At 37.5% G+C, this 21,742-nt stretch carries 19 protein-coding genes; all 19 read right to left on the minus strand.

Annotated elements, in window-relative coordinates:
• Window positions 1-213 precede the first annotated feature (213 nt).
• Window positions 214-2,331 carry a polyribonucleotide nucleotidyltransferase gene (pnp, locus tag H9650_RS00870; protein WP_191696370.1) on the minus strand — a complete coding sequence of 706 codons (2,118 nt, stop codon included), beginning with the start codon at window positions 2,329-2,331 and terminating at the stop codon, window positions 214-216.
• Between the two features lie 343 nt (window positions 2,332-2,674).
• Window positions 2,675-2,944, minus strand: a complete 270-nt coding sequence (rpsO, locus tag H9650_RS00875; RefSeq protein WP_053589935.1) for a 30S ribosomal protein S15 — start codon at window positions 2,942-2,944, stop codon at window positions 2,675-2,677.
• 228 nt (window positions 2,945-3,172) lie between these two features.
• Complete coding sequence (gene ribF, locus H9650_RS00880) at window positions 3,173-4,117, minus strand: riboflavin biosynthesis protein RibF (protein WP_144538096.1); 945 nt, start codon at window positions 4,115-4,117, stop codon at window positions 3,173-3,175.
• A gap of 1 nt (window position 4,118) precedes the next feature.
• The gene (truB, locus tag H9650_RS00885; protein ID WP_191696371.1) at window positions 4,119-5,039 is read right to left on the minus strand and encodes a tRNA pseudouridine(55) synthase TruB; all 921 of its coding nucleotides are present in this window, start codon (window positions 5,037-5,039) and stop codon (window positions 4,119-4,121) included.
• A 71-nt stretch (window positions 5,040-5,110) separates the two neighbouring features.
• The gene (gene rbfA, locus H9650_RS00890) at window positions 5,111-5,455 is read right to left on the minus strand and encodes a 30S ribosome-binding factor RbfA (protein ID WP_144538095.1); all 345 of its coding nucleotides are present in this window, start codon (window positions 5,453-5,455) and stop codon (window positions 5,111-5,113) included.
• A gap of 22 nt (window positions 5,456-5,477) precedes the next feature.
• Window positions 5,478-5,756 carry a DUF503 domain-containing protein gene (locus tag H9650_RS00895; protein WP_144538094.1) on the minus strand — a complete coding sequence of 93 codons (279 nt, stop codon included), beginning with the start codon at window positions 5,754-5,756 and terminating at the stop codon, window positions 5,478-5,480.
• Complete coding sequence (gene infB, locus H9650_RS00900) at window positions 5,756-8,131, minus strand: translation initiation factor IF-2 (RefSeq protein ID WP_144538093.1); 2,376 nt, start codon at window positions 8,129-8,131, stop codon at window positions 5,756-5,758. The genes H9650_RS00895 and infB overlap by 1 nt, the downstream gene beginning before the upstream one ends.
• Window positions 8,132-8,135: 4 nt before the next feature.
• Complete coding sequence (locus H9650_RS00905) at window positions 8,136-8,456, minus strand: YlxQ family RNA-binding protein (RefSeq protein ID WP_144538092.1); 321 nt, start codon at window positions 8,454-8,456, stop codon at window positions 8,136-8,138.
• Window positions 8,453-8,731 (minus strand): RNase P modulator RnpM, encoded by a 279-nt coding sequence (gene rnpM / locus H9650_RS00910; RefSeq protein WP_144538091.1) that lies wholly within the window; start codon window positions 8,729-8,731, stop codon window positions 8,453-8,455. Before rnpM ends, H9650_RS00905 begins: the two co-directional genes overlap by 4 nt.
• A 20-nt stretch (window positions 8,732-8,751) precedes the next feature.
• Window positions 8,752-9,882 (minus strand): transcription termination factor NusA, encoded by a 1,131-nt coding sequence (nusA, locus tag H9650_RS00915; protein WP_144538090.1) that lies wholly within the window; start codon window positions 9,880-9,882, stop codon window positions 8,752-8,754.
• A 22-nt stretch (window positions 9,883-9,904) separates the two neighbouring features.
• A complete protein-coding gene (gene rimP, locus H9650_RS00920) occupies window positions 9,905-10,384 on the minus strand; it encodes a ribosome maturation factor RimP (protein ID WP_144538089.1) in 480 nt (159 codons plus the stop codon).
• 135 nt (window positions 10,385-10,519) lie between these two features.
• A complete protein-coding gene (locus H9650_RS00925) occupies window positions 10,520-14,833 on the minus strand; it encodes a PolC-type DNA polymerase III (protein ID WP_225215854.1) in 4,314 nt (1,437 codons plus the stop codon).
• Window positions 14,834-15,189: 356 nt separating this feature from the next.
• Window positions 15,190-16,449: an RIP metalloprotease RseP gene (rseP, locus tag H9650_RS00930; RefSeq protein ID WP_191696372.1), complete on the minus strand. Its 1,260-nt coding sequence runs from the start codon at window positions 16,447-16,449 to the stop codon at window positions 15,190-15,192.
• 41 nt (window positions 16,450-16,490) lie between these two features.
• Window positions 16,491-17,639, minus strand: a complete 1,149-nt coding sequence (gene dxr, locus H9650_RS00935; RefSeq protein ID WP_144538086.1) for a 1-deoxy-D-xylulose-5-phosphate reductoisomerase — start codon at window positions 17,637-17,639, stop codon at window positions 16,491-16,493.
• A gap of 18 nt (window positions 17,640-17,657) precedes the next feature.
• Window positions 17,658-18,449 (minus strand): phosphatidate cytidylyltransferase, encoded by a 792-nt coding sequence (locus H9650_RS00940; RefSeq protein WP_144538085.1) that lies wholly within the window; start codon window positions 18,447-18,449, stop codon window positions 17,658-17,660.
• Window positions 18,446-19,240, minus strand: a complete 795-nt coding sequence (locus H9650_RS00945) for an isoprenyl transferase (protein ID WP_151110515.1) — start codon at window positions 19,238-19,240, stop codon at window positions 18,446-18,448. The genes H9650_RS00940 and H9650_RS00945 overlap by 4 nt, the downstream gene beginning before the upstream one ends.
• A 138-nt stretch (window positions 19,241-19,378) precedes the next feature.
• Window positions 19,379-19,936, minus strand: a complete 558-nt coding sequence (gene frr / locus H9650_RS00950) for a ribosome recycling factor (protein WP_144538083.1) — start codon at window positions 19,934-19,936, stop codon at window positions 19,379-19,381.
• Window positions 19,936-20,661, minus strand: a complete 726-nt coding sequence (gene pyrH, locus H9650_RS00955; RefSeq protein WP_144538082.1) for a UMP kinase — start codon at window positions 20,659-20,661, stop codon at window positions 19,936-19,938. The genes frr and pyrH overlap by 1 nt, the downstream gene beginning before the upstream one ends.
• A 107-nt stretch (window positions 20,662-20,768) precedes the next feature.
• On the minus strand, window positions 20,769-21,653 hold the full coding sequence (tsf, locus tag H9650_RS00960; RefSeq protein WP_144538081.1) for a translation elongation factor Ts: 885 nt from the start codon (window positions 21,651-21,653) through the stop codon (window positions 20,769-20,771).
• Window positions 21,654-21,742: the final 89 nt, after the last annotated feature.

Genomic DNA, 21,742 nt, shown 5'->3' on the forward strand with positions numbered 1-21,742 from the left:
CATATACTTTTTTGTTTCTTGTCAATGTCTAGCTCCAGCACCTTGCCCCTCGAGGTCAAATGGAAAAAGCTCCGGTGGCTGGGGAACTGCCTCCTCACTTTCCCCATTTGCTTGTCGGGGCAAACATAGGTGCCTGCGCTTTTCTTACTATTTAAAAAAAGTTGCCGTAGATTGGATCTACGGTCAACCTTGTACGTAATTATATTTTATTAATTAATCTTCTTTTTGTTCAGCACGTTCTTTTTCTTCTTTTAATACTACTTTACGAGATAAGTTAACACGGCCTTGATTGTCAATTTCGATCACTTTCACTAATAACTCGTCCCCAATTTTAAGAACGTCTTCCACGTTTTTCGTACGTTCTTCTTGGATTTCTGATATATGAAGCAAACCATCTTTTCCATTAAAGATTTCTACGAAAGCACCGAATTTTTCAATACGTTTTACTTTTCCTAGGTAATATTCGCCAACCTTAGCTACGCGAACAATGTCTTCAATGATTTGTTTTGCACGAGCAATCATCTCTTCATCTGGTGAAGCGATATAAATTGTACCATCTTGCTCAGTATCAATTTTTACGCCAGTTTCATCAATGATTTTGTTGATTTGTTTACCACCAGGTCCGATAACATCACGAATTTTATCAGGATTGATTTTGATAACAGTAATTTTTGGTGCGTATTTAGATAATTTTCCACGTGGCTCACTAATAGTAGCAAGCATACTTTCAAGAATCTGCATACGTCCAATTTTAGCTTGCTCAAGAGCTTCCTCTAAAATCGTTTTAGACAATCCATCGATTTTAATGTCCATTTGAAGTGCTGTTATACCTTTAGAAGTACCAGCTACTTTAAAGTCCATATCTCCAAGATGGTCTTCCATTCCTTGAATGTCTGTTAAGATTGTATAATGTTCACCTTTTTTTACAAGTCCCATAGCAATACCAGCAACTGGAGCTTTAAGTGGAACGCCTGCATCCATCATAGCAAGTGTAGAAGCACAAATACTTGCTTGCGAAGTAGAACCATTAGATTCCAGTACTTCAGCAACTAAACGTAGAGTATACGGGAAATCATTCTCATCTGGAATAACTGCTTCTAATGCACGTTCACCTAAAGCACCGTGACCGATTTCACGACGACCAGGAGCACGAATTGGGCCCGTTTCCCCTACACTAAATTGAGGGAAGTTATAATGATGCATAAAACGTTTAGATTCCTCTAAGCCGATACCATCAATAATTTGAACATCACCTAGTGGCCCTAATGTACAAATACTCAAAGCTTGAGTTTGTCCACGCGTAAATAGACCAGAACCATGTGTACGAGGTAAAACACCAACTTCAGAAGACAATGGACGAATTTCAGCTACGCCACGACCATCTGGACGTACTTTTTCTTCTGTGATCAAACGACGAACTTCTTCTTTGACCATAGCATCTAAAATTTCACGCACTTGCTTCAAAGTTTCATCGGTTGCTTCTTTTTCAGTATATTGTTCTAATACTTCAGTTTTCACTTCAGATATAGCATCTTCACGGGCATGTTTCTCTTGTACTTGAATAGCTTGAACTAGCTTAGCTTCGCAAAGCCCTTTTACTTCCGTAAAAAGCTCCTTATCTAATTCAAATAAAGGAATTTCTTTTTTCTCTTTCCCGATTTCTGCAACCACTTTTTCTTGGAATTCAATTAGCTTAACGATTTCACTGTGCCCGAACATAATTGCTTCTAGAACGACTTCCTCAGAAACTTCTTTAGCTCCTGCCTCTACCATGTTAATCGCATCTTTTGTCCCAGCTACAGTTAGATCTAGCATGCTTTTTTCCATTTGTTCAACTGTTGGGTTAATGATAAACTCGTCCCCAATTAAGCCAACTTGTACACCTGCAATCGGTCCATCAAATGGAATATCCGATACACTTAGTGCTAAGGAAGAGCCAAGCATCGCTGCCATTTCAGAGGAACAGTTTTGGTCTACTGACATAACAATAGAAATTACTTGAACTTCATTACGGAAACCATCTGGGAACAATGGACGAATTGGACGGTCGATTAAGCGACTTGTTAAAATAGCTCTTTCTGAAGGGCGTCCTTCACGTTTAATAAATCCACCAGGAATTTTACCAACCGCATATAACTTCTCTTCATAATTCACTGTTAATGGAAAGAAATCAAGATTTTTTGGTTGTTTAGAAGCAGTAGCTACAGATAATACGCTTGTATCTCCATATCTTACTAATACTGCTCCATTAGCTTGTTTTGCAAGTTGTCCAATTTCTACTTGCAATGGACGGCCTGCCCATTCGTGTGTAAATACTTTCTTTTCACTCATTGCTCTGGACTCCTCTCGACTTCAAAAAACTCCTTAAATAAGGCGATGATTATTTTCTACTATGATTTTCGCAAAATCTTTCATATCCAAAGGTATATGTAAGCTCTTTTGCTCACTATCTGCTATTTCTGTACAAATTGAAATATAACACGGCCTTTAAAAAAGGACGTTCTAATGGTTATATGTATCATAAGTAGTGTATCAAAAATATCGAAACTATGCGAAATATTTTACTAAAAAAAACAAAAATTACTCGCTAATACTAATATATAACAATTTCCCTTAGAAATAAATTTTATACCAATAGAAAAAGCGGGATAAATCCCGCTTTCCTAGGTGTATCTTATCGACGTAAACCAAGTTTTGCGATTAGTTCACGGTAGCGTTGTACTTCGTTTTCACGTAAGTATTTTAATAAGTTACGACGACGTCCAACCATTTTGAATAGACCACGACGTGAGTGATGATCTTTCTTATGTGTACGTAAATGTTCGTTTAAAGAGTTAATCTCTTCAGTAAGGATTGCGATTTGGATATCTGCAGATCCTGTATCGCTTTCATGAGTTCTGAACTCAGCGATTAGTTCGTTTTTGCGTTCTTGTGTAATTGCCATTATAGGTTTCCTCCTAAAAATCTTAATATCCCCTGTTCCTGAGCAGCCGTTGGAGAATCGAGAAAGCCAAGGAAAGGTTAAGTACATTTTTGTACTTATAAAGAATAGCATAATCTCTTATACGAAGCAACTTTTATGAAAGGTATTCCATTTGTTACTTTAAAATAATAGCGAGAGGGTTAATAACCATAAAAATTTATCTTCTGGATATTAGAAATTATAAAAAGCTTACATTTTAAAGTATTCCATAGCGTAATTTTTGTCTTTCCCGATTTGTTTTTTAAGTTCGTCAATCCCATTGAACTTTTGTTCGGCCCGTATACGCTTGTACCAATGCACGGATACTTCTTCTCCATAAATAGATTGGTCGAAATTTATAATATGTACTTCAATCGATAATTTCTTTTCTTCCGGGTTATTAAATGTTGGCTTATACCCAACGTTACATACTCCCTCATACCAGATTTCCTGGACCTGTATCTTCACTGCATATACACCAATAGCCGGAGTAAATTGTCCTTCCTTTGGTTGGATATTAGCAGTAGGAAAATCTATTGTTCTACCTCGTTTATCACCATGGACAACTACACCAGATAGCATAAAAGGACGACCTAAAAGCTCTTTTGCCACTTCCACTTTGCCCTCTTTTAGTGCCTCACGTATTCTAGTAGAACTTATTTTATCGCCAGCAAGCTCTTGCTTGCCAACTATAGAAACGGAATATTCTCCGTTAGAAAGCTCCTCCATATCCTGCATCGTACCTTTACCAAAAGATCCAAAAGTAAAATCGAACCCTGCAGTCACATGTTTAACATTTGCATGCTTAATAAATGAGTCAATAAATTGAGCAGGCGAGAGCTTCGCAAAGTCTGAAGTAAACCTTACGACAAATAAAGCATCTACATTCATTTGTTCCAGTATCTCGATTTTCTGTTCCAAAGGTGTAATATAGAATACTTGCTCTTTTCTCCCACCTAGAACAAGAGAAGGATGAGGATCAAACGTCATAACAGCTGTCTTGATACTCTTTTCTTTACCTTTATTTAAAGCCTCTTGGATAACTGCACGGTGTCCGGTGTGGACACCATCAAAAAATCCTATTGCTAGGGAATAAGCTTCATTGTTAGTAACATTATATAAATGATTGGGATAAGATAAGTGATATACGTTCATATTATTCTCCTTTATCTGATGAAAACATTTTCTCTGGTTTCATCATACCACTTTTTGTTGGATGTTTAATATATACCGCAATTGGCTCCCCATTGTCTGTGAAGACCATTTTGTCATTTGTATTCAGCAGTGGATGTATTTCCAATACAGAGCCATTTGTAATCCATTTTTTCAATGAATTATCTAGTTCCTCGAATGGCCATTTGGATAATGCGTGTTTAAACGGTAAAATACTTTGTTCCAGAGCATCTTTTTCCAAAGATTGTTGTACTTCTGAAAGAGTTAGACACTGCAATTTTGTAAAATTTCCAGAAGCAGTGCGCACTAGCGATGACATATGGGCCGGATATCCAAGTAGCTCGCCTATTTGAACGGCAAGTGTACGGATGTAGGTGCCTTTACTACAGTTAATCTCAATAGAGAATAATACTTGTTGGCCAGAAAATACGGAATCATCATCAAGTAATTTTAAATCATTAATAGTTACTTGTCTGCTGGGACGATCCACTTCTTTTCCTTCCCTTGCATACTCGTATAATTTTTTCCCATTTACTTTAACTGCAGAATACATCGGAGGTGTTTGTGTAATGACTCCCGTAAGTTGCTGCAGTACATTTAATATTTGCTCACGAGAAAATTTCTTTTCCGAGTTATCCTCTAAAACTATATCTCCATCAGCATCCTCTGTTGTAGTTGAAATTCCAATAGCAACAGTAGCCACGTAAGTTTTTCCCTCATTCATTATATATTCAGACACCTTAGTTGCCTGACCAAGACAAATTGGTAACACACCTTCAACACTTGGATCTAGTGTTCCAGTATGACCTATTCGTTTCATCTTCAAGATTTTCCGTAATTTAAAGACACAATCATGTGAGGTCATCCCTTTTTCCTTCCATAGAGGAAGTATGCCTTCGTACATATTATTCACCCCATATTCAAAATACAAGAAAGAAGTCTGCTCATTGGATAAGCAGACTTCTTTTTTGTGTTTTATTCCTCAGAAGATTTGTTAATCTGTCTTAGTAAATCGTCAATATGATTGCCATAAGCAGCAGATTCATCATATTCAAACAATAACTCAGGAGTAACTCGTAAACGGATACGCTGCCCAATTTCTGAACGGATAAAGCCTTTTGCTTTTTCTAAAGCCTTTAATGTATCGTTACGGTTACCATTTAACACTGTAATATAAATCGTCGCTTGTTGTAAGTCGCCTGTAACTGCTACATCGGTTACTGTGACAAAACCGATACGAGGATCTTTTAATTTTCGTCCTATGATTTCGCCTAACTCTTTTTTCATTTGCTCGGCAACTCGGTTAGCACGCATTGACATAATTGCTACACCTCATCTTCTATCATAAATATTCTTTGTTGATATCAATACATTCCCATTCTGGGTTAGATTCCAAAAAACGAATGGCAAGTGTTAACTCGCGTTCCACTGCTCGCTTGTCAGAGGCAATGGCAACTATTCCGATTTTAGTACGCTGCCAAACGTCTTGGTGATCTAACTCAGATATTGAAACATTGAATTTTTGTTTTGTTCTAGTGAGCATACGCTGTAATACTGCTCTTTTTTCTTTCAATGAATGTGCAGTAGGGATGAGAAATTCACACTCTGCATACACAATCATTATCGTTTAATTTCTTCCATAATGTAAGCTTCGATTATATCGCTTTCTTTGACATCATTGAAGTTTTTAATCGTTATACCACATTCATAACCTTTTGCAACTTCTTTAGCATCATCTTTGAAGCGTTTAAGCGTATCTAGCTCACCTTCGAAAATAACAATTCCATCACGGATTACGCGAACACCACTATCACGAGTGATTTTGCCATCGATTACATACGAACCAGCAATAGTTCCCACTTTAGATACTTTGAATGTTTCACGAACCTCAGCTTGACCAATGATTTTCTCTTGGAATTCTGGATCAAGTAGTCCAGTCATAGCTGCTTCGATTTCCTCAATTACTTTATAAATAATACGGTGAAGTCGAATATCTACGCCCTCTTGTTCAGCGGCACGTTTCGCATTTGTATCTGGACGTACGTTAAATCCAATTACAATTGCATTGGAAGCAGCTGCAAGGCTAATATCTGACTCAGTGATTGCTCCAGCTCCAGTATGGATAATTCGAACATTTACACCTTCAACTTCAATTTTCATCAATGAAGCAGCCATTGCTTCTACAGTACCTTGAACGTCTGCTTTCACAATTAGGTTTAGTTCTTTCATTTCCCCTTGTTTCATTTGATCAAACAAGTTGTCTAAAGTAACACGTGCTTTTTCAGAACGTTGGCTCACTTGTGCTTGAGATGCACGTGTTTCACCAACTTGACGAGCAGTTTTCTCATCTTCAAATACTACGAAACGATCTCCTGCTTGTGGAACTTCGTTTAATCCAGTAATTTCAACCGGAGTTGAAGGACCAGCTTCTTTCACACGGCGGCCAAGGTCATTAACCATTGCACGGACACGGCCGAAGGCATGACCTACTACAATTGGATCTCCAACTTTTAAAGTTCCATCTTGAACTAATAACGTAGCAACAGAACCTCTACCTTTGTCTAACTGTGCTTCAATTACTGTTCCTAAAGCAAGACGTTTAGGGTTAGCTTTTAGCTCAGCAACCTCTGAAACAAGTAGAACCATTTCAAGCAGGTTATCAATACCATCGCCTTTTAACGCAGAGATTGGTACGAAAATTGTTTCTCCACCCCAAGCTTCTGGCACTAAACCATGCTCTGTAAGTTCTTGCATTACACGATCAGGATTTGCTCCTGGTTTATCCATTTTGTTAACTGCAACGATAATTGGAACTTCTGCAGCTTTCGCATGGTTAATAGCTTCAACCGTTTGAGGCATTACTCCATCATCTGCTGCAACTACTAAAATGGTCAAATCAGTTACTTTTGCTCCGCGCGCTCGCATCGTTGTAAACGCAGCATGCCCGGGAGTATCTAAGAAAGTAATCTTCTTACCGTTATCCACTACTTGGTATGCACCAATATGCTGAGTGATACCACCCGCTTCTCCAGCTGTCACCTTAGTGTGTCTGATAGAGTCTAACAGAGTAGTTTTACCATGGTCAACGTGTCCCATGATTGTTACTACTGGTGGACGCTCTACTGTGTGTGTAGAATCTTCTTCCACAGGAGCTTCGAAATGAACTTCTAAATCAGTAATATCGATTTTGATTTCTTCTTCCACTTCTACACCGTAGTCTGCACAAATAAGTTCAATTGCATCCTTATCTAGCTCTTGGTTAATTGTTGCCATTACACCAAGTAAGAACAATTTTTTGATAATTTCTGCAGGTTCACGACCTAATTTTTTCGCAAGTTCTGTTACAGTAAGAGATTCCGTAAAAGTAATTCTTTCTGGAAGTTCTCTTTCTTTTCTTGGCACTGGTGGTTGAACAGGAGTTGTCGGTCCTTTTCTACGCTTGTTTGGACGTTGGCCTGGACGATTTTGTCCCCCTGGTCTATTTTGACCACCCGGACGATTTTGTCCTCCAGGTCGGTTATTATTATTAAAGACTTTTTTCTCTTTTGGTTGATTATTTGAACCTTGAGAATTAGATCCTTGATTATTCGACGTATTTGCAGGTCTTTGTTGTGATTGACCATTGGTTGAAGGACGTGATTGTCCCCCTGAAGATGGTCTAGATTGATTTTGGTTATTTGGTCTTTGTTGCCCTTGTGAAGACGGTCTAGATTGGTTCTGGTTGTTTGGTCTCTGTTGTCCTTGTGAAGACGGTCTAGATTGGTTCTGGTTACTTGGTCTTTGTTGCCCTTGATTAGAAGGTTTAGTCTGTTGTGAAGCTGAATTATTTCCAGCGCCACCTTTTTTATAAACGCCGTCTAATTTACTTACAGCATCACCTTCAAGCGTAGACATATGATTCGTAACTGTAATATTCATTTTTCCTAGTTGCTCAATAACTTCTTTACTTGATTTATTAATTTGTTTCGCGTATTCATGAACTCTGATTTTAGTCATTAGCTCACCCCCGGTTATATTCGTTGAGAAGGCCGGACAGTTTTTTAGCGAAACCGTCATCCATAATGGCTATTGCCACCCTGGCCTCTTTTCCCGTCGCATGTCCGAGATCGTGCCGGTCTCCAAAGACATGCAGCTCAACGTTAAAAGATGCACATTTATCATTCAATTTTTTTGCCGTATTTTGTGAAGCATCATTAGCTAATATAACTAACTTTGCTTTTTTACTTCTAATTTCTTTTACGACTAACTCTTCACCAGATATAGTTTTTCTAGCTCTAGTTGCAAGTCCTAATAATTGAGTAATTTGTTGTTCTAAATTCATTTCAATTTTTCTCTTTCGATCATGACTATTAACTCGTCATAGATTTCATTTGGTATGCTTGCTTCTAAATGATTTCCTAAAGAATTCTTCTTCTTTGCTTGGTTAACTGCTTCTACAGTTTTAGAGACATACGCGCCGCGACCAGATTTCTTTCCAGTCGGATCCACGCTAACCTCGCCTTCTTTCGAACGAACTACTCGAATCATTTCTTTTTTAGGAAACATGTCTCCAGTAGCAACACATTTTCGTAATGGGATTTTTTTTTGAGTGGCCATACTAAATCAGCCTCCTATTCTTACTCTTCGTCTTTGTAAAAATCAAAATCATCCATATCGTTTTCTAATTCTTCTACAATTAGTTGCGGAGAATTCTCGTTAGGATAAATTCCTAGTTCTCTAGCATCCGTCTCACTTTTAATGTCAATTTTCCAACCTGTTAGCTTAGCTGCAAGTCTTGCATTTTGACCTCTTTTACCAATAGCGAGAGATAGCTGATAATCCGGGACTACTACTGTAGTGGATTTTTCCTCTTCATTTACTTGAACGTCTAAAACTTTCGAAGGACTAAGTGCATTTGCCACGAAAACTACCGGATCTTCTGACCATTCCACAATGTCAATTTTTTCTCCGCTTAGTTCGTTGACAATCGTTTGAACACGAGCACCTTTCGCACCTACACATGAACCAACTGGATCAATTTCATCGTTATGAGCGAATACAGATATTTTCGAACGATCTCCAGCTTCACGAGCGATAGATTTAATCTCTACAATACCTTCGAAAATTTCAGGCACTTCCATCTCAAATAAGCGACGAAGTAATCCTGGATGTGTTCTAGAAACAAACACTTGTGGTCCACGAGTTGTACGTTCAACCTTTGTAATATAAACTTTGATACGGTCATGAGGACGATAAGTTTCAGTCGGAATTTGTTCGTTTACTGGTAAAACAGCTTCCACTTTCCCTAATCCTACATAAATATTGCGAGCATCAAGTCGTTCAACAATACCGTTTACTATATCATCTTCACGATCAACATACTCTTCATATATTAACCCACGCTCTGCCTCACGTACTCGCTGAGTCACCACTTGTTTTGCTGTTTGTGCTGCAATACGTCCAAAGTTACGTGGAGTAACTTCTTCCTCTACTACATCTCCAAGAGCATAATGTGGGTTAATAGCTTGTGCATCCTCAAGAGAAATCTCCAGTCTGCTATCACTAACTTCCTCTACTACATCTTTTCTAGAATAAACTAACATAGAACCGTTAGCTAAATTGATATCCACTCGAACATTTTGAGCTTGATTGAAGTTTCTTTTGTATGCCGTAACTAATGCAGCCTCAATCGCCTCCATTAAGACATCTCTTGAAATTCCTTTTTGCTTCTCTAGCGCAGTTAACGCATCTAATAACTCACTACTCACAGCTGTCACTCCTCAATATACATTATGCAGAGAAATCGATTGCTAAACGAGCAAGCGCAATTTTCTCTTTTTCAATTTGAATTTTAACTCTTCTTGTTTTGATGCGAACTTCTATTAAAGCGCCTTCTTCAGCAGAATAAGAAAGTAATGTTCCTTCAAACTCTTTAGCCCCGTTAATTTGCTCATAAGTTTTAATGAAAACATATTTCCCTATAGCTGAGATAAAATCAGCTTCTTTCTTTAAAGGACGCTCTGCCCCAGGCGAGGAAACTTCTAAAAAATAATTTTCCTTAATAGGATCTTCTTCATCCAATTTTTCACTTAGCTTATTACTTACTTGGGCACATTGCTCAATATCAATGCCACCAGAAGGTGTATCAATATATACACGTAAAAACCAATCGCGACCTTCTTTAACATATTCAACATCAACGAGCTCTAAGGTCATCTCTTGCAAAATAGGTAAAACAAGCTCTTCAATTTTACTAGTTATATTACTCATAAAGGCCTCCCTACACAACCATGATTTTCTATATAACAACAGAAAAGAGCGGGAAATCCCACTCTTTCGTCACAGAACTATGAAACATTGGTAGTTTTATCTTACCATACCATAGGTTTGTTTGCAAATTAGTGACTAAAACAGAGATAGCTGATTCGCGTCAGGTAGCCCTTCTAGGCAACCCATCGAGTCCAGATACTCAATAATCGTTTTGGAAACTTTACCTCTTTGCTGCAAATCCTCTTTAGATAAGAACTCTCCATTTTGTCGAGCATTTACTATTTGAACAGCAACGTTCGTACCTAAGCCTGGAACGGCATCAAATGGAGGTATTAAAGTATTCCCTTCAATAGTAAATTCATGTGCCTTAGATTTATAAAGATCAATCTTTTGCATTCTAATTCCTCGCTCAGACATTTCCAGAGAAAGCTCTAATACAGTCGCCAAGCTTTTTTCTTTGTTAGATGCTTCTAATCCCTTTGCATTAATTTCATCTAACTTAGCTCGAATTGTATGTGAGCCATTTACAATAGAGATTAAATCAAAATCGGATGCTCGTACTGTAAAATATGCTGCATAGTATAGTATTGGGAAGTGAACTTTAAAATATGCAATACGAACGGCCATTAAAACGTAGGCAGCAGCATGAGCTTTAGGGAACATATATTTTATCTTTTTACATGATTCAATATACCAGTTAGCTACACCTTTTGATTTCATTTCTGCTTCAAATTCTGGTGTTAGTCCTTTCCCTTTCCGCACAGACTCCATTATTTTAAATGCAAGTGAAGGATCTAAGCCTTGATAGATTAGATAAACCATAATATCATCACGACAGCCAATTACATCTGAAAGCTGACATGTTCCTGCTTGTATAAGTTCTTGTGCATTGCCCAACCAAACATCCGTCCCATGAGAAAGACCTGATATTTGAACAAGTTCTGAGAAGGTTGATGGTTTTGTTTCCTCGAGCATTTGTCTTACGAATCGAGTACCGAACTCCGGAATACCTAGCGTCCCCGTTTTACAATCAATTTGTTCTTCTGTTACTCCAAGAGTTTCTGGTCCACTAAAGATCTTCATAACTTCCGGATCATCCGTCGGTATCGTTTTCGGATCAATTCCAGAAAGGTCTTGCAGCATCCGTATAACGGTCGGATCATCGTGTCCAAGAATATCTAATTTCAGTAGATTATCATGGATGGAATGGAAGTCAAAATGCGTCGTTTTCCACTCTGAATCCTGTGCATCTGCCGGAAACTGAATTGGTGAAAAATCAAATATATCCATATAGTCAGGTACAACAATAATACCTCCTGGATGCTGTCCAGTTGTACGTTTTACACCTGTACATCCTTGTACTAAGCGGTCTATTTCTGCTCCACGTAATGATATATTATTATCATTCATATAACCTCGAACATATCCATACGCTGTCTTTTCCGCTACTGTTCCTATAGTACCTGCTCGGAATACATACTCTTCCCCAAACAGCTCTTTTGTATAGTTATGTGCTGTTGGTTGATATTCTCCACTAAAGTTTAAGTCAATATCAGGAACCTTATCTCCTTTAAACCCTAAGAATGTTTCGAAAGGAATATCTTGTCCTTCCTTAACGTAAGGAGTATCACATTTTTCACAGTTGGCATTGGGAAGGTCAAATCCAGATCCTACAGAACCATCTTGGAAAAATACAGAATGTTTACAGCTAGGACAAATATAATGAGGAGGCATAGGATTTACTTCAGTTATCTCCATCAAGGTTGCGACAAGTGATGAGCCTACAGATCCACGGGATCCAACCAAATAACCATCATCTAAAGATTTCTTCACTAGTTTGTGAGAGATTAAATAAATAACAGCAAATCCATGTCCAATAATAGACGTAAGCTCTTTTTCAATACGTGCCTCAACTATCTCTGGCAATTCCTTACCATAAATTTCCTTAGCTTTCGTATAGGTTAACTCTCTAACTTCGTCATCTGCTCCTTCAATTTTTGGAGTATAAAGATCGTCTTTGATTGGCTTAATGTCTTCGATCGAATCTGCAATATTGTTAGGATTCGTAATGACTATTTCTTTTGCCAGCTCTTCTCCTAAAAACGAGAAGGAATCTAGCATTTCATTGGTAGTTCTAAAGTGAACCTTTGGTAGCTCATGACGATTTAAAGGATTTGCTCCCCCTTGAGAATTCACCAAAATTTTGCGGAACATTGCATCCGTCTCATGTAAATAATGTACATTTCCAGTAGCAACAACTGGTTTCCCTAACTTTTTCCCTACTTTAATCAGCTTGCGAATAATGTCTTCTAAGTTCCATTCATCTCTTACTAGTTCCATTTCAATTAAATGAGCGTACACTTCTTTAGGATGTACCTCTAAATAATCATAGAACTTGGCAATTTCTTCAACTTGCTCCAAAGGCTTTTGCATAAGCCCTTCGAAAACCTCTCCACGATCACAACCAGAGCCAATTATTAACCCTGCTCTATGCTTTTGAAGCACCGAACGTTTAATACGTGGCACGCGATAGAAGGTAGTTGTATGGGAAAGGGAAACTAATTTAAATAGATTCTTTAGACCCTCATCGTTAACCGCTAAAATAGTACAGTGTGATGGTCTTGCTCGTTTGTAGGAATCACCTTGCCCAATATGCTTATTGAAGTCATCAAGATAATGAATGTCTTGTGCTTCAGCTTCTTTTAATAAATACAATAAAAGATAACCCGTTGCCTCACAGTCAAAGATCGCTCTATGGGCTTGGGTTAATTCGATATTAAATTTTTTCGTTAGTGTACCTAGTTTATGTGTTTTCATTTCCGGATGTAAAAAACGAGCTAGTTCTAATGTATCGATAACTGGATGGTCAAAATGGTTAATATCGCATTTTCGATAACCCTCATACAAGAAGCCCATATCAAACGACGCATTATGCGCAACAATAATCCCGTCACCGATAAATTCATGAAAATCTCTAATAACATCCTCTATCTCTGGAGCATTACGAACCATATCATCCGTGATACCAGTTAGCTCAATTGTTGTTGCGGACAAAGCATGATGCGGATTAACAAATCTTTCAAATTTGTCAATAATAGTACCGTTGTGCATTTTTACTGCTGCAAGCTCAATGATCTTATCATAAGTAGCAGATAACCCTGTCGTTTCTACGTCAAAGACAATATACGTAGCATCTTCCAGTGCAATATGTTGTTCGTCATAAGCTATTGGCACTCCATCGTGAATTAGATTTGCCTCTAAGCCGTATAAAATTTTTATACCATTCTTCTTACCAGCTGCATACGCCTCTGGGAATGATTGTACATTGGCATGATCAGTAATCGCTACTGCTTTGTGCCCCCATTTGGCTGCTTGAGAAACTAGAGCTGAAACAGAAGAAACAGCATCCATTTGACTCATCGGGGTATGCATATGTAACTCCACTCGTTTTTCTTTTGAAGTATCATATCTTAGTACTGGATTAATCTCACACATATCTTGAGCCATTACGATTAAATCGCGCACAAATGTATCATTTTGCACGGAGCCTCTTACTTTTATCCACATTCCCTTTTTAAGACGTGCCATCATTCCAGCGTCTTCTTTGTCTCTTGAGAACATTTTAACTAGGATTGAATCTGTGTAATCCGTCACTTTTGCAGTTAATAGAGATCTTCCACTTCTAAGCTCTTTAACCTCCACGTCAAAAACAAAGCCTTCAATCGTAACTCTACGCTCCTCGTCCTGAATAGAACGTATTTCCACGCTCGCCTCTTCTTTTTTCAAAGGAGTACCTAGCTGGAATGGTCCATCTTCTCCCGCATCTCCACTATCCTGACGTTGAGATTCTCTCTTTTGTAAATCAACTAAAGCTTTTTTCCCTAGCTCTTCTTCTTCCATTCTTCTTTGTTCTAAGAAGGCAACTTGGGCTTCTGCTAGTGCTTCGGTATCCTCAACCAATTTAAAATCTATTGCGAGTTTAGGAAATCCAAAGCTTTCATACACATTTGAAATGTGTTCGATATATTTTTTTTTGAATGTACGGAGCTGTAAATCCTGTCCACAAGTAAGCTGTATCATCTGTCCATTCCACTCTGGCTCCTGACCTAGCAAGCAATCTTTTAACGGAGGAGCCATATCGCTCATTTCTTTTAAGACACTTGTCCAGTACGCTTTTACTAGCGGTTCAGAGACTTCTGGATTTTCGCTTTTTATATTTAAATAAACAGTTGCTATACCCTGAAATTTTTCTTGTAGTCTTGTTTGGAATTTAGTATAAACCTCAATCGGAAGAATGTTTGCTAAATTGATTTGAAAATGCCATTGTCTTTGCTTTTTATGGACCGTAAATCTGGTAATAGAAGCATTCTCAAAATGCTGTACAAAAGCATCTTCAGTCAGCTCTAGTTGTTGCAGCAATAAATGCATTCTCATTTTGCCATCTTGCATCTTAGCTATTCCCCCTTCTTTTAAAAGTTATTTTCTATTTATTTTATTTCTTTTCTGTATGATTGTAGGGTTAGGCGGCGACTTCTGTGGGATGAGTAACAAATAAGACATAAAAACTGCGCACATAAGCGACGGGTAATAGCTTATCGCTCACCCCACGGAAAGCGTCCTCCGAAAGCGAAATTTAATTCTACTTTATTTGAAATGCATATAGATTTCAAAAAATTGATTCCTTTATAATATGAAAGAACAATTTACAGAAAAAGAAAGGAAGTTCAGCTACTCGAACTTCCTCCCTAACGTAATTTTATCAAAACCACAAATAAATAGTTCTTCCATTTTCTCACAAAATTATTTTAAAAGAAGAATCTTTGAATATCATTCCAAGTGACTACAACCATCAATACCATAAGAAGCATGATTCCTACAAAATGAACCATTCCTTCTTTTTGTTTGTCGACTGGTTTTCCTCTAATTGCTTCAAAAAGGAAGAACAACAATCTTCCTCCATCGAGGGCTGGTAATGGTAACAAATTCATAATCCCAAGATTTATGCTTAAAATAGCTGCCCACTGCATTAGGTTATATACGCCTAATTGCGCGACTGTTTCCGTCGCTTTATATATTCCCACTGGACCAGACAAGTCATCAATAGAAAAGGAGCCAGTAACTAATGTACCTAAGATAGTAAATATTCTTTTAGTCCATTCATAGGTTTGTTCAGCCCCAAAGACAATTGCCCCAATTGGATTTTTTTCTAAAGGACTCTTATATTGAACACCAATTTGGGCAACCTTACCCGCTTCGGTAGCTACTTCCTTCGGAGTTACAATTAATTCTTCCTTAGTACCATCTCGATCTATCACGAAGGTCATCGGTTCGTTAGCGCTATCTCTAACGGCTAGCGATAGTTCTTCCCATTCGGTAATTGGCATTCCGTCAATCTCTTTAACTAAATCTCCATCTTTCATTCCTGCTAACGCTGCTGGACTATTATCTGCAACTGTTGTAATAATAGGCTCGTTAGTTGGAATTCCCTGAAGTAATCCTAAAGCTAGGAATATAAAGAATGCTAATATAAAGTTAAACAAAGGTCCTGCGAAAATCGCCATAGAACGTTGTCCAACTGTTTTGGAACCGAATTGTCGATCATAAGGGGCGATAAAGGTTTCGGTATTATTTTCAATAATAACAGCTTTTCTTGCAACTTGATAACGAACTAAACGCTCTTCTTCATCGTAGCCTTCGATATACATTTCTTTCATCAAATCAGATCTTTCTACTTCTAGAAAGAGCATATCAGGGAATTGTTTGTTCTGGTTGAGTACAATTTGATCTATTTCATTGTTCTCATTTAAGCGAACACCTAGACGATATCCAGGCTGTAATTCAATAGAATCTAAATCTTCTCCAGCCATCCGTACATAACCACCCAAAGGTAATAAACGGATTGTATACAGTGTTTCCCCTTTTGTCATACCAAAAATTTTAGGTCCAAAACCAATGGCAAATTCTCTAACCATTATTCCAGCTTTTTTTGCAAAAATAAAATGCCCTAGTTCATGAAAAAAAACAATACTTCCAAATATGATTATAAACGCAATGGCTGTTTCCATTATACCCCACCTTTTTCTCCTGCTTGTCTTTCCTCAATACATCATTTTACCATGTTTTGTACACTTTTTCTCGTTTGGCTATCAACAAATAATATAGTATCTAAATCTGGTGAAGAAACATTCGAATGCTCGTCCATTGCTCGCTCAATTAATTCATCAATTTCTAAGAATGTAATCTTTTCTTTTAAAAATAGACTAACTGCTGCTTCATTAGCCGCATTTAATACAGTTGTCATTGTTCCGCCTGCTCGTCCTGCGTCAATCGCCAGCTTTAATGCATGATATCTCTTGTAGTCCATCTCTTGAAAATGAAGCTTGCCAATTTCCGCTAAGTTTAATCGGTGTGCATTTGATCGTTCTAGACGATCTGGATAGGACAACGCATATTGAATAGGCACCCTCATATCCGGCGTCCCTAATTGGGCTATAACACTAGTATCTTTAAATTCAATCATGGAGTGGATAATACTTTCACGATGTAATAACACTTCAATGTCATCATAGGAAATATCAAACAGGACATGAGCTTCAATTACTTCCAACCCTTTGTTCATCATCGTAGCTGAGTCAATCGTAATTTTTGAACCCATTGACCAGTTAGGATGGTTTAACGCTTCTTTTACAGTGACACTTTTTAATTCTTCACGTGTTCGATCTCTGAAGCTACCTCCAGATGCAGTAATAATAAGCTTGGAAACCTCGCTTTTCTTTTCTCCATTCATCGCTTGGAATAGCGCAGAATGTTCACTGTCAACAGGCAGGATTGGCACATTATATTGTTGGGCAGCTTGCATAACTAAATGACCAGCCGTAACCAATGTCTCTTTGTTTGCAATAGCAATGGTAATTCCCTTTTTAATAGCTTCTAATGTTGGTCTTAAACCTACACTCCCTAAAACCGCATTTACTAGAACATCCGCGTTCGTATGAGCTGCAACTTGTATCAAGCCGGCATCTCCAAAAACTACTTCTATTTTTGGATATTCTTGTTGCAGTAAAAGTGCATCTTCTTCTTTTTGTACAGATACAACTTCTACATGAAACTCATTTAGTATCTTTCTTGTTTCTTCTATATTTTTACCTACCGAAAATGCAACTAATTGAAACTTATTTGGGTGCTCTCTTATTATATCCAAAGTTTGGAGCCCAATAGAACCAGTTGCACCTAATAAACTTATTCTTTTACCCATGAAATAATGTCGTCTCCCTTATATAAAATGTAAAAAGTGCAATAATGGCAAGACAAAAAGAAGACTGTCAAAGCGATCTAATATTCCACCGTGTCCAGGTAGTAGTTTACCTGAATCTTTTACATTAAAGTGTCTTTTAATACCCGATTCAACCAAATCCCCCAGTTGTCCAAAAATGGAGGCTATAATAGTAATCCCGATTAGGACAATGTATGAGGAAGTAAGTGGATTAATCCATTGGATAATTAGAGCAGTGATTATTGCCCATAGTATCCCTCCTACAAATCCTTCTACTGTTTTGTTTGGAGAAATCTCTGGCCATAGTTTTCGTTTCCCAATTTTTCTACCTGTAAAATAAGCACCTGAATCAGTAGTCCATACAATCAGTAACGCAAATATGAGATATGCCAATCCACTTTCTCGAGTTTCAATAAAATAATAAAAACCTATCCCTACATATAAAGTACTCACAAGCACGAAGGAGGCATCCTCAAATGTAAAACTGTTTTTCGTTAGCACAGTGAAAATAAGCAAGAGAAAAACAGCTACGAATATCCATTCGAGCTTTGTATGACCTGTAAGGTTAACTATATTTTCTGTATAAGCTGAAGGGAATAATAGTAAAAACAAAAGAAGTAGCGATATGATACCTGAAAAAGAAAAGAGACTTAAACCCTTCATTTTTAGTATTTCATATAATCCTACTGTAGCAATTGCGTATATAAGAACAGTAAATACAGGTCCTCCTAGCAGAACTATTGGAAGAAAGAGTGCTAAAGCGACGGCACCCGTGATAATTCTTGTTTTCAATTTGTTTCTTCCTCCTTAATTCCACCATATCTTCTATTTCGCTTTTGAAAGGTTTCAATAGCTTCTATCAAACATTCCTGATCGAAATCTGGCCACAATGTGTCTGTAAACCAGAATTCTGTATATGCGAGTTGCCAAAGCATGAAGTTACTTAAACGTACTTCCCCACTAGTTCTAATCAGTAAATCTGGTTCACTTAAATCTTTCGTCATTAAATAACTATTAATATTATTTTCTGTAATATCATTTATCTCCATATTACCTTCTTGAATATCTAGAGCAATTTTTTTTACCGCTTGAACAATTTCATCTCTGCTTCCATAGTTTAGAGCAAAGTTTAATATGAGACCGTTATTTTCGGCAGTTTGCTCCATTGCTTTTGTAACAGCCTTCTTAGTATGCTCTGGCAAAAGTTCAATATTACCCATCATTCTTACCTGAATATTTTGTTCCATTAACTCAGGTAGATAGGAGTTTAAAAATTCTTCAGGTAAACGCATTAAAAATTCAACTTCAATTTTAGGCCTTTTCCAGTTCTCTGTTGAAAATGCATATAATGTGAGCGTTTTTATACCCACTTCATTGGCAAATCTAGTTATTTTCCTTACAGTTTGCATTCCTTCATGATGTCCAGCTACTCTTGGCAAGGCTCTCTTTTTAGCCCATCTGCCATTACCATCCATAATAATGGCGATATGGTCTGGCAACTGTTCTTTTTGTGCATTTTCCACTCGTTCATTTAAATAGATACTTATCGCTTTATCATTTTTACGAATAAGTTTTTTTAGCATGCATTAACCTCCACTTTAAACCTTATCGAAGCATATAGTCTTATCATAACAAATAAAAACGAATATAAAAAGACGTCCTTCTAAAAGGACGCCTTCTTCGGATAAAGGTTCAACTGTACTACTTGCTAGAAGAGTATCTTAAACCTCTAGAATTTCTTTTTCTTTATCTTTAGTGATTGCATCGATTTTATCAATATTTGCATCCGTAATTTTTTGGATTTCTTCTGTGTAGCTTCTTAAATCATCTTCTGTGATTTCTCCAGCTTTCTCCATTTTTTTCAGGTCGTCGTTCCCATCACGACGTACATTACGGATATTCACTTTAGCTTCTTCAGCTTCTTTTTTAACTTGTTTTACTAATTCTTTACGGCGCTCTTCTGTCAGTGCAGGAATAGCAATACGAATAAGATTACCATCGTTTGTAGGAGTGATTCCTAAGTCTGATTTCATAATTGCTTTTTCGATATCTCCCAGAATGGATTTATCATAAGGTTGAATTGTTAGTAAGCGCGCTTCTGGTATCGATATACCAGCCATTTGGTTAATCGGTGTTGGCGCACCATAGTAGTCCACAGTAATTTTATCAAGTAAAGATGCGCTTGCACGACCAGCACGGATAGAAGCTAGCTCTCTTGTATACACTTGAATTGTTTTAGCCATTTTGTCTTTTGTTTGCTCTATTACTTGTTTCGGCATTATGAATTCCTCCTAACGACTGTTCCAATAGAGTCACCTAGGACAGCCCGTTTAATATTTCCATTTTCCATAATTGAGAATACAATAAGTGCAATATCATTGTCCATACATAAAGTGGAAGCCGTTGAATCCATCACCTGTAGGCCTTGCTGAATTACTTCCAAGAAAGACAATTCATCATATTTCACTGCTGTTTTATCCATTTTTGGATCAGCTGAATACACACCATCTACATTGTTTTTAGCCATTAAGATAACATCAGCTTCTATTTCAGCTGCTCTTAAAGCTGCTGTAGTATCAGTCGAGAAGTATGGATTACCCGTTCCCGCTGCAAATATTACTACACGTTTTTTTTCTAAATGACGAATCGCTCTTCTTCTTATGTACGGTTCTGCCACTTGACGCATTTCAATGGAAGACTGTACACGCGTCTCAACTCCACATTGTTCTAGAGAATCTTGCAGTGCCAATGAATTCATAACCGTAGCCAACATGCCCATATAATCGGCATTAGCACGGTCCATTCCCATTTCGCTGCCTATTTTACCTCTCCAAATATTGCCTCCTCCAACTACAACAGCAACTTCAACTCCAAGATCAACAACTTCCTTCACTTGTTCCGCTACTGATTTAATAATCTCAGGAGACAATCCAAAACCTTTTTCTCCAGCCAATGCTTCGCCACTTAGTTTTAAAACAATTCTTTTATATTGTGGTGTGCTCATAGATATCCTCCATCTCTTTTCTTGAAAAATAGGGAACACAAATTACGTGCTCCCTAGAGTTTTTCTATAAAATAAGAACAACATACGTTCTTACTATTTATTTTTTATTATTTACCTTTAACTTGGCTCATTACTTCTTCAGCAAAGTTATCTTCACGTTTCTCAATTCCTTCACCAACAGCGTAGCGTGTGAATGAAACTAGTTTACCACCAGTTGATTCCACAAATGTACGAACTTTTTGATCTGGATTTTTAACGAAAGATTGGTCTAATAAGCACACTTCTTCAAAATATTTACCAAGACGGCCTTCTACCATTTTAGCTACAATATTTTCTGGCTTACCTTCGTTTAATGCTTGTTCTGTTAATACTTTACGCTCGTGCTCTACTTCCTCAGCAGATACTTCATCACGAGAAATGTATGATGGGTTTAAAGCAGCAATGTGCATTGCAACGTCTTTTGCCGCTTGCTCATCAGTAGAACCTTCAAGAACTGTAAGAACTCCGATACGACCTCCCATGTGAAGGTATGGACCAAATGCATCCGCATCTGTTTTTGTTTCAATAACAAAGCGACGAAGAGTAATTTTTTCTCCAATTTTAGCTACTGCGTTAGAAATAGCATTTTCAACTGTAACGCCTTCTTCAATGTTAGAAGCTAATGCTTCTTCAACTGAAGCTGGTTCAGTAGTTAATAAATGAGAAGCTACTTGTTTAACTAATTGTTGGAAGCCTTCATTTTTGGCAACGAAGTCAGTTTCTGCGTTCATTTCTAATAATACAGCTTTATTGCCATCGATTTCGATGAAAGTTGTACCTTCAGCTGCGATACGATCAGCTTTTTTAGCTGCAGAAGAAAGACCTTTTTCACGTAAGAAGTCAATTGCTGCTTCTAAGTTGCCATCTGTTTCAACTAGAGCTTTCTTACAATCCATCATACCTGCGCCAGTTTTTTCACGCAATTCTTTTACCATTTGTGCTGTAACTGCCATTATAAATTCCTCCTAGTACAATTAAATGTCATTTTCTCAAAAAAAGGTGATAAGTGGTTTGGCCGCTTATCACCTGTTACTTACATGTG

The organism is Psychrobacillus faecigallinarum (genome assembly GCF_014836595.1).
Taxonomy (GTDB): Bacteria; Bacillota; Bacilli; order Bacillales_A; family Planococcaceae; genus Psychrobacillus; species Psychrobacillus faecigallinarum.

Coding starts and splice junctions, on each gene's coding strand:
- rimP (WP_144538089.1), bottom strand. CDS start 10,384: ATGAGTAATATAACTAGTAAAATTGAAGAGCTTGTTTTACCTATTTTG.
- frr (WP_144538083.1), bottom strand. CDS start 19,936: ATGCCGAAACAAGTAATAGAGCAAACAAAAGACAAAATGGCTAAAACA.
- rseP (WP_191696372.1), bottom strand. CDS start 16,449: ATGGAAACAGCCATTGCGTTTATAATCATATTTGGAAGTATTGTTTTT.
- ribF (WP_144538096.1), bottom strand. CDS start 4,117: ATGAACGTATATCACTTATCTTATCCCAATCATTTATATAATGTTACT.
- rpsO (WP_053589935.1), bottom strand. CDS start 2,944: ATGGCAATTACACAAGAACGCAAAAACGAACTAATCGCTGAGTTCAGA.
- H9650_RS00925 (WP_225215854.1), bottom strand. CDS start 14,833: ATGCAAGATGGCAAAATGAGAATGCATTTATTGCTGCAACAACTAGAG.
- H9650_RS00945 (WP_151110515.1), bottom strand. CDS start 19,240: ATGCTAAAAAAACTTATTCGTAAAAATGATAAAGCGATAAGTATCTAT.
- pyrH (WP_144538082.1), bottom strand. CDS start 20,661: ATGAGCACACCACAATATAAAAGAATTGTTTTAAAACTAAGTGGCGAA.
- H9650_RS00895 (WP_144538094.1), bottom strand. CDS start 5,756: ATGATTGTGTATGCAGAGTGTGAATTTCTCATCCCTACTGCACATTCA.
- truB (WP_191696371.1), bottom strand. CDS start 5,039: ATGTACGAAGGCATACTTCCTCTATGGAAGGAAAAAGGGATGACCTCA.
- H9650_RS00905 (WP_144538092.1), bottom strand. CDS start 8,456: ATGAATTTAGAACAACAAATTACTCAATTATTAGGACTTGCAACTAGA.
- tsf (WP_144538081.1), bottom strand. CDS start 21,653: ATGGCAGTTACAGCACAAATGGTAAAAGAATTGCGTGAAAAAACTGGC.
- infB (WP_144538093.1), bottom strand. CDS start 8,131: ATGACTAAAATCAGAGTTCATGAATACGCGAAACAAATTAATAAATCA.
- rnpM (WP_144538091.1), bottom strand. CDS start 8,731: ATGGCCACTCAAAAAAAAATCCCATTACGAAAATGTGTTGCTACTGGA.
- rbfA (WP_144538095.1), bottom strand. CDS start 5,455: ATGTCAATGCGTGCTAACCGAGTTGCCGAGCAAATGAAAAAAGAGTTA.
- pnp (WP_191696370.1), bottom strand. CDS start 2,331: ATGAGTGAAAAGAAAGTATTTACACACGAATGGGCAGGCCGTCCATTG.
- dxr (WP_144538086.1), bottom strand. CDS start 17,639: ATGGGTAAAAGAATAAGTTTATTAGGTGCAACTGGTTCTATTGGGCTC.